The sequence below is a fragment of the Streptomyces longispororuber genome, from assembly GCF_014656095.1.
Taxonomy (GTDB): domain Bacteria; phylum Actinomycetota; class Actinomycetes; order Streptomycetales; family Streptomycetaceae; genus Streptomyces; species Streptomyces longispororuber.
Genome location: NZ_BNBT01000243.1, coordinates 1 through 7,939 on the forward strand (window position 1 = coordinate 1; position 7,939 = coordinate 7,939).

A 7,939-nucleotide genomic window follows, 5' to 3' on the forward strand; every position below is an offset into this window, starting at 1 on the left:
TTCGAGCGCGTCGTACCAGTCGCCGCCGACGCGGGCAGGGGTGCGGCGGCGGGCGGCGAGCTGCACGCCCGCGACCCGCGGCAGGCGCGTGGGCAGCAGCTCCTCGCGCAGGGTCGCCACCGTGGTGCGGGCGCGGGTCAGTTCGACGAGGCGGGCCACGTGCTCGGCGGCCTGCCCGACGTACAGGCCGATCAGGTGGCGCTGGCGGGCGGTGGGCTCGGCGGGCTCGTCGTAGTGCCAGGCGGCCGCGCCGAGGGCGCCCGCCGTCGCGGTGGTCAGCGGGAGCGCGTAGCTCGCGGCGTAGCCGAGGCGGGCGGCGACCTCGCGGTGGCGCGGGTCGAGGGCGTCGTCGGCGAAGAGGTCCGGTTCGACGACCTCGGCGAGGTCACCGGGCGGGGCGAGCCCGCCGGTCCCGGGGACCTCGGTGGCGCGGGGCCGGGCGGCACCGGGCCCGGCCGTGGCCGCGCCGGCGTCCAGGAGCCTGCCGTACGAGGTGGCGGCGCGCGGCACGGTCTCCAGGTGCCCGAGGTCGGCGCGGGCGAAGCCGAGGCCGACGGTGGTGTCGGGGCCGTGCCCGTCGGCGGGCTCCACCACGACCAGGCCGCGGCGGGCGCCGGCCAGGGCGGCTCCGGCGCGCAGCAGCTCGTGCAGGGCGTCGTCGAGGGTGGTGGTGCGGGACAGGCGCTCGGTGAGCTCGTGCAGCGTCGTCAGGTCGGAGACCCACCCGGCGAGGCGGTCCTGGATCAGGGCGCCGGGTGCTCCCCGTGCTGCCGTTGCTCCGGAGGCCGTCGGGGCGGGAGAGGCGGGCGGGGCAGTGTGCGCCGGTGGGGGAACAGTGGAATCGATTCCGGCCACTTTCGGCGGGTGCGGGGCGTTCATGGCTGGCCGCTTTCCGGCCAGTGCGTATTGCTCAATAGCATCGCAAACCCCCTGTCATGCTGCGCCGCTAGCAATGCCTCCACATCTACACGTACTGGTGAGGGGATGTCCAGCATTGTCCTGCCGGGATTCCTGGTGTCAGATGAGGCGCGCGGGAATTCCGTGATCCAGAAATGATCTTGAGAACTTGGCTCAAAACTGTTGCAGTGAACGGCATATTGCGGTCGACTGACATTGTTCGAAGGAGCGTCACAGCGGCCGTGCTGGGTACGGATTCCAGTGGTGGCCCGGGGCTGACCGGGGGCAGTTGTGCCACGCCCGGAACCTGCCGCCGGACCGGGACGTCTTAACCCACGGCGACCGCGCCCCATCCTCCCGTGGCACCGGGGGCCAGTAATACGCGGGACGGCAAACGCCAGGCGCCGCCACCCCACGCCACGCCAACGCTCGGCCCCCAGGGGATGCCCATGCCCCAGGCTGGGGAGTGACGCGCCAGCTTGTACGCACCTGCTTGTACGCACCTTGCTGCACCTTGTACGCGCACCTCGTACACACAGTGATAGAGATCCACCCATGGTGTGATGTGGCCCGAAGTGTCCCTCTGCGTGTAACGGAAAGGAACGAGCGCTCATGCGCGAGATCCTCGGAAGGCGACGCAGGCTCCTGTCCTGGCGAATCGGGAGGAAGTCTGAGCAGAGTCCCCCTCTGATCGGTGCGGCCCTGACCTTCGCGACGGCATGGCGCTGGCCCGTGCTTCCCGGCGTCGGCATCGACGGACCGAGCAGGCAGTCCCTCGGCACCGGGGCGGTGTTCGGCGGGCACGCCGACGCGGACGGACTCGACGGCTCCCCGGCCGGCGCGCGCGGCAGCGAGGGCGTGGGCGACAAGGGCATGAAGGACAGCAAGGGCAAGAAGGGCGCGAAGGGCGGGCGCGGCGGGAAGCGCAGGTCGCGGGCCGCGCGGCGGAGGGAGGCGAAGCGCCCCGCTTCCACCGTGGTGACCTGGTACTTCCCCGGCTCGACGACGGAGGGGGACGCCGCGGGCCCGGCAGGCCGGGACGCGTCCGGCGCGACGGACCCCGGCACGGCGGGTGCGGCGGTCCCTGGCATGCCTGGCGCGGCGGCCCCTGGCTCCGGTGTCTCCGGTACCGCCGGTCCTGTCGGTGTTTCCGGTGCTTCTGGTGCTCCGCAGGGTGACGGTCTCGCCGGTGCGCGGCCGAAGGGGCCCGGATTGCGCGGCGGCCCGGCGCGGTGCGCCTGTCCCGACCCGGAGTGCGTCGTTCCCGGCGCCCACCCGCTCGACCCGGGGCTGCTCGCCGCCACCACCGACGAGCGGATGGTCCGTTGGTGGTGGACCAACCGGCCCGGCGCGCCGATCCTCCTCGCCACCGGCGGGCGCGCCCCGTGCGCCGTGAGCCTGCCCGCGGCCGCCGGCGCGCGCGCCCTCGCCGCGCTCGACCTCGCGGGCGTCCGTCTCGGCCCCGTCGTCGCCACCCCGGCCCGCTGCTTCGTGCTCGTCGCGCCGTACTCCATGGAGCGGCTGGGCGAGCTCCTGTACGCCAAGGACCGGGTGCCCGGCTCGCTGCGCTTCCACGGAGAGGGCGGGTACATCCCGCTGCCCCCGTCCGAGACGGGCCAGGGCCAGGCGCGCTGGGAGCGGGCCCCGCTGCCGGGCTCCGCGGTCCGCCGCCCGGGCAAGGGGGGCGCCACCGCCCCCGCCCCCGACTCCGCGGCCCCCTGGGTGCCGGACGTCGAGACCGTCGTGGACGCCGTGGTCGACGCGCTCACTCATACGGGTGTGAGCGCGCCCGAGTTCTGAGGGAAACGGGCGCGCGGCGCGGGAGCGGGCCCCCAGGGTCGTTATCTTCGGCCCATGCACCCGCGCCCGGCCGTCAACCACCGTCTGCTCGTGCTCCTGGGCAGCGTGGCCGCCGCCGCGCTGCTGCCGCTCGCCGGGGCGGCGGCGGGCCCCGTACTCGACGACACTCCTGCGGGACCGGGACGTACCGGGGCGGAGAACGCGGAGAACGCGGAGAACAAGGCCACGGGGAACGACGGCGGGGCGGGCGACGCCAAGGCCGGGGCCCGGCCGGGCGACGACGGGGCGCACAGCGGCGGCAGGGCGGGAGGCGCCGGGTCGGAGGCGGGTGGGGGGCAGCGCCGGCGGGACTCGGAGTCCGAGGAGCCGCCACCGTCACCGCTGCAGCCGTCGTCGTCACGTACGTCGCCGTCGTCGTCACGCACATGGCCGTCGTCGTCGCGCATGTCGCCGTCGTCACCGTCCCGGTCGCAGGACACCCCGGCCGCACCCGATGCCCTCGCCGCACCCGACACCCTCGCCCGCTGCGGGCCCGAACTCTCCTCGCCCGACGGGGTCGAGGCGCAGACCTGCGTCCTGTCGCAGGGCGCCGACACCTGGGCGCGTACTTACTACCGCAACGCCACCGGAGAGGACCTGACGGCGGTCCTGAGCATGATGGGCCCCCAGGGGCGCACCGTGCAGATGCACTGCGTGGTGGGCGCGGACGACGAGCCGGGGGCGTGCGACACACCCAAGGAGCGCACGGCGGGTCCGGCGGCGCACTACACGGCGGTCGCGGAGTTCGCGACTGAGAGCGGCGACGCGCTCCTGCTGCGCTCCGGAAGCAACTCCTCAGGGCCACAAGGCAGTTGAGCGTGCGACTTCTTCCCGGGCATGGAAACGCCCGGTTGCTGGCGACGGGGGATGCACCAGCAACCGGGCTACCTGAACGGTAACAAGAGATCGGCGCTTGGCAAATTCGATCTCAGTTATCCGGACAGGGATTCGCCTGCGCCCAAGGGGAGTTGTGACAGGAGTCACGCGAGCGGCCCGACGGGCCGGTGGGGCGCTGTGGAGGAGCGGGACGGAGCCGGACGGCCGCCCGGCGCCCGCCCGGTCCTGACCTGGTCACTGCCCGCAACTCCCGGATCCGGACCGGGCGGCGACCCGGGCGCCGCTCGATGGCGTGCCCTCTCCGCGGTGCCGCACGCCGTCCGCTGTGCAGACGCCGCGCCGCCCGCCGTTCGGATTCCGGCGCGGGGGTGCGGTCGGATGACCTCCGAGAGCCCGGAACACGGGACGGACAAGGGGCGGCGCGGGGGGTGCGCACGGAAGACGCGTGGCGGAAACAGCGCGCGCGGGGCGTGCCGGGCGCCCCGCGCGGCACCCCTCAGCTCAAGGTCACCTGGCGGTTGGTGAGGCCGCCGCGGGCGCGCCGCTCCTCCGGGGTCAGCGGCTCCGTCACCGCGAGCGCCGTGGCGAGCCGCTCGGCGAACTCCGCCGCGGGCTTCTCCACGTCCTCCGCGCCCACGCCGCTCGGCAGGTCCCACACCGGCACGGTCAGCCCGTGCGCGCGGAAGGAGCCCACCAGGCGCGTGCCCTCGCCGAGGCTCGACGTACCGGCGGCGCTCAGCCGCGCCAGGGCGTCGAGGAGCTTCTCCTCGGCGTGCGGCATGACCCAGCGCAGGTGGTTCTTCTCCGGCGTCTCGCACCAGTACGCCGAGTCGACGCCGGACAGCTTGACCGTCGGGATGGCGGCGGCGTTCGCGCGCTCCAGGGAGGCCGTCACCTCGGCCGAGGCGTTCTCCGCGTCCGGGACCCAGAACTCGAAGCCGGAGTGCACGACCGGCTCGAAGGGGGCCTTGTCGTCGAGCACGTCCTGCAGGCGCGGCCCGTCGGCGGGCGCCCGGCGCGCCGTCACCGGCCGGCCCGGCTCCGTGGTGAGCGCGCGGTGCAGAGTGTCGGCCAGGTCGCGGCTGATGTCACCGGACGAGGTGTCGTTCTGCAGGCCGAGCAGGACGGAACCGTCCTCGCGGCGCAGCGCGGGCCAGGCCATCGGCAGCACGGTCGCGAGGGTCACGGAGGGCACGCCCTCGGGGAGGCCGTCCTTCAGGGTCAGTTCGACGGTCGCGGCGGGCACCAGCTCGCGCAGCGCCACCCAGTCGCACTCGCCGGACAGCCCCTCGAAGGGGCGCTGCACCAGCTCGGTGACCGCGTGCGCGGCGGCCCGCCCGTGGCAGGCCTTGTAGCGGCGGCCCGAACCGCAGGGGCAGGGTTCCCTGGCGCCGACCACCGGGACCTCGTGGTCCTTGAGCTGCGGCTGCTTGCCCTTGGTCTGCGGGCGCTTCTTCGCCATCGTGGGTGTCTCCCGGTTACGGCTCGCTTGCGTACGGCGCGAGCCTAGCCGCTCACCGGTGGGGCGACTCGGCGCGTCGGGCACGGGCGGTGGCGCCGTACGGGGGGGCGGGGAGGGGTGTCGTACGGCGGGGGCGGGGGCGGGGGCGGGGGCGCGTCGCGGCGGTGGCCGGCTGGTGTCCCGTGGTTCCTCGGCCGTCGTCCGCTGTCGTCCGCCGTCATCGGTCCTTGGCCGTCGTCCGCTGTCATCGGTCCGACCGGCGTCTGCCGTTGTCCGTCTCGGCTGTCGTCCGGCCTCGGCCGTTCCCGTTGTCCGTCTCGGCTGTCGTCCGGCCTCGGCCGTTCCCGTTATCCGTCTCGGCTGTCGTCCGGCCTCGGCGGTTCCCGTCGTCCGTCTCGGCCGTTGCCGCCTGTCCTCGTCCGTCGCCGTCCGGTGCGGTCCGTCTCCGGCGCTCACGGCAAGGCCCCGTCAGTCTCCGTCGTCGAACGGGTCCGTGAGGCCCAGCTCGGCTATCGCGGACGCCGAGGGCGCGGCGACGCGCGTAGCGAAGTCCTCGTGGCGGTGCCCGGAGTGCACGAGGGCCCACACGGTGACCTCGCCGCGGGTGTCGTCCCGTACGCCCCATGACTCGGCGAGCGCGGTGATGATGTTCAGTCCGCGGCCGCCGTGGGCGGTGACCGAGGGGGTGGCCGGGACCGGGCGGGTCGGGCCGCCGCCGTCCGTCACCTCGACCGTCAGACGCCCCGCCTTGTCGACGCGCCAGGCGGCACGCACGTCTCCGTCGCCACTGCCGTCACCGTCCTGTGGGCTGTCGTTCAGCCCCTTGCCCAAGGGCCTGCCGTGCCGACAGGCGTTGCTGAGCAGTTCCGACAGGATCAGTACGGCGTCGTCGATGACCGACTCCGACACCCCGCTGACGCGAAGCTGATCACGCATCCGGTGTCTGGCTTCCCCCACGCCCGCAGGACCATGGGGTACGGCCATGCTCGACGACGTGGGCACTTCCCGTGCCACCACAAACGCCACCCCCGAGACCTCCTTTGCCCCACGCCACGGAGTGGATGCCCCAATGGACTGGACCGGAAACCGGCCACCGCGGGGATGGTGACGCACTCGACACGATCAAACACGGAGCGAACGCGCCGGTGCACTCCCCGTAACCAGCGCTACGCGCGGCCCAGTTGGGACAGGACGTGCCTGGGGCGATTGGTGATGATCGCGTCGACGCCGAGCCGGACGCACAGTTCGACGTCCCGGGGCTCGTTCACCGTCCACACGTGGACCTGGTGGCCCGCGCGCTTGAGTTTGGCGACGTACCCGGGGTGGTTGCGGAGGATCCGGATGCTCGGTCCCGCGACGCGTACGCCCTGGGGCAGCCGCCCGTCGCGGTGGCGCGGCGAGACGAACTGCATCAGGTAGACGGTCGGCAGCGTCGGCGACGCGGCCCGTACGCGGTGCAGGGAGCGCGCCGAGAAGCTCATCACCCGCACCGGGGAGGGGCCTTCGGCGGGGGGCGAGTCCAGGCCGAAGCGCTTCAGGAGGTGCAGCAGGCGCTCCTCGACCTGGCCTGCCCAGCGGGTGGGGTGCTTGGTCTCGATGGCGAGCTGGACGGGGCGCCCGGAGGCGTGGTTTTCGGCCACGAGCTCCAGGAGGCGCTCCAGGGTGAGGACGGAGGTGTCCTCGCTGGCCGGCCCCTCCTCCCAGTCGGGCGCCTCGGCGTCGAGGCCCTCGGCGTGCGGGCCCTCACCACGGGCCCGTTCGCGGTTCTTCCAGGAGCCGAAGTCGAGCGCGGCGAGGTCGGCGAGTTCCAGGGCGGAGACGGCGCCGCGGCCGTTCGAGGTGCGGTTGACGCGGCGGTCGTGGACGCAGACGAGGTGCCCGTCCGCGGTGAGCCGGACGTCGCATTCGAGGGCGTCGGCGCCGTCGTCGACCGCCTTCTTGTAGGCCGCCAGTGTGTGCTCCGGGGCGTCCTCGGATGCTCCTCGGTGGGCCACGACCTGGATGAGGTGCTGTCGTGCGTGGGTCACCGCGTCATCGTGCCACCGTCCGGGCGGTCGGGGCCTGTCGGCGGGGGTGTGGCTGGGATGTGGGGGCGGGGTGGCCCGGTTCTGCGGCAGGGGCGGGCCTGCCCTGCGGAAGGGGTGGGCGCGGGTGCTGTGGGCGGTGGGCACCAGCGGGCCGTGGACGGGCGGTGAGTGCGGGCGGGCCGTGGACGGGTGGTGGGTGCGGGCGGGTCCGGCGTGGTGGCCGGGCGGGTCCGGCGCGGTGGCGGGGCGGGGCGCGGGGGACCCGGAGGAGGGCGGCGTCGGGGTTTTCTCAGCTTCCTCTCACCTTGTCTTCAGCTCTCTCTGTGACTCGCCTGTGAACCTGTGGGTGAGCCTTCGGAGGCGCCCGCGGCGCCGCCGAGGCCCACCGGGACACTTCGGACGCTTCCGAAGGGCCCCGAGCGGCCCGAGGCCTTCCGATTGCGGCGGTTTCGCCCGTCGTGAACGCACAGCGTCGGCTTATGGTGGGCTCACAGCCCATGGGAAAAGCTGACTGGGGACGACTGAACGGTTGACAGCGGTTGACCGGGTACCCGAGCTGTGCCCCGGGCCGATCTTTGGCCGTGACCGAGTACGACAGCGTGGACCGAGGAGAAGAAAGCTGTGAGCACCGAGAACGAGGGCACTGCGGTCCCCCCGGCCCCGTCCGCGCCTCCTGTGCCGGTGGATACTCCCGCTGCTCCCGCCCCCACCACGTCGACGCCCTCAGGGGCTGCGGCTCCCCCGACGACGTCCGGTTCCGCCGCGGCGCCCCCCTCCGGGCCCGAGGCGTCCGCGAGCGGGTCCGAGGCCGCCTCCGGCCCGGCGCCCGAGCAGACGCCGCGGGACGCCGCGCCCGGGTCCGCCCCGGCCGAGCCCC

5 protein-coding genes and 1 pseudogene are annotated in these 7,939 nt (G+C 74.1%); 2 read left to right on the forward strand and 4 right to left on the reverse strand.

All coding sequences use genetic code 11. The features are described from left to right. A pseudogene (locus IE330_RS36930) lies at positions 1-879 on the reverse strand (phosphatase); the annotation flags it as partial. 1,107 nt (positions 880-1,986) lie between these two features. Between IE330_RS36930 and IE330_RS36940 the strand changes: the two are divergent. Then, the gene (locus IE330_RS36940) at positions 1,987-2,697 is read left to right on the forward strand and encodes a bifunctional DNA primase/polymerase (protein ID WP_190140566.1); all 711 of its coding nucleotides are present in this window, start codon (positions 1,987-1,989) and stop codon (positions 2,695-2,697) included. A gap of 381 nt (positions 2,698-3,078) precedes the next feature. Continuing rightward, entirely contained in the window at positions 3,079-3,552 is a 474-nt protein-coding gene (locus IE330_RS40110; protein WP_373314822.1) for a hypothetical protein, read from the forward strand. A 517-nt stretch (positions 3,553-4,069) separates the two neighbouring features. Here IE330_RS40110 and IE330_RS36950 read toward each other — a convergent pair. The 3 genes from IE330_RS36950 to IE330_RS36960 form a co-directional block, all read right to left on the reverse strand. Further along, positions 4,070-5,035, reverse strand: coding sequence for a DUF5926 family protein (locus tag IE330_RS36950; protein WP_190140563.1), 966 nt, complete (start codon positions 5,033-5,035; stop codon positions 4,070-4,072). A gap of 468 nt (positions 5,036-5,503) precedes the next feature. Beyond that, complete coding sequence (locus IE330_RS36955; RefSeq protein ID WP_190140564.1) at positions 5,504-6,148, reverse strand: ATP-binding protein; 645 nt, start codon at positions 6,146-6,148, stop codon at positions 5,504-5,506. Between the two features lie 53 nt (positions 6,149-6,201). Then, positions 6,202-7,062: a glycerophosphodiester phosphodiesterase gene (locus IE330_RS36960; protein WP_190140565.1), complete on the reverse strand. Its 861-nt coding sequence runs from the start codon at positions 7,060-7,062 to the stop codon at positions 6,202-6,204. Between the last annotated feature and the right edge of the window lie 877 nt (positions 7,063-7,939).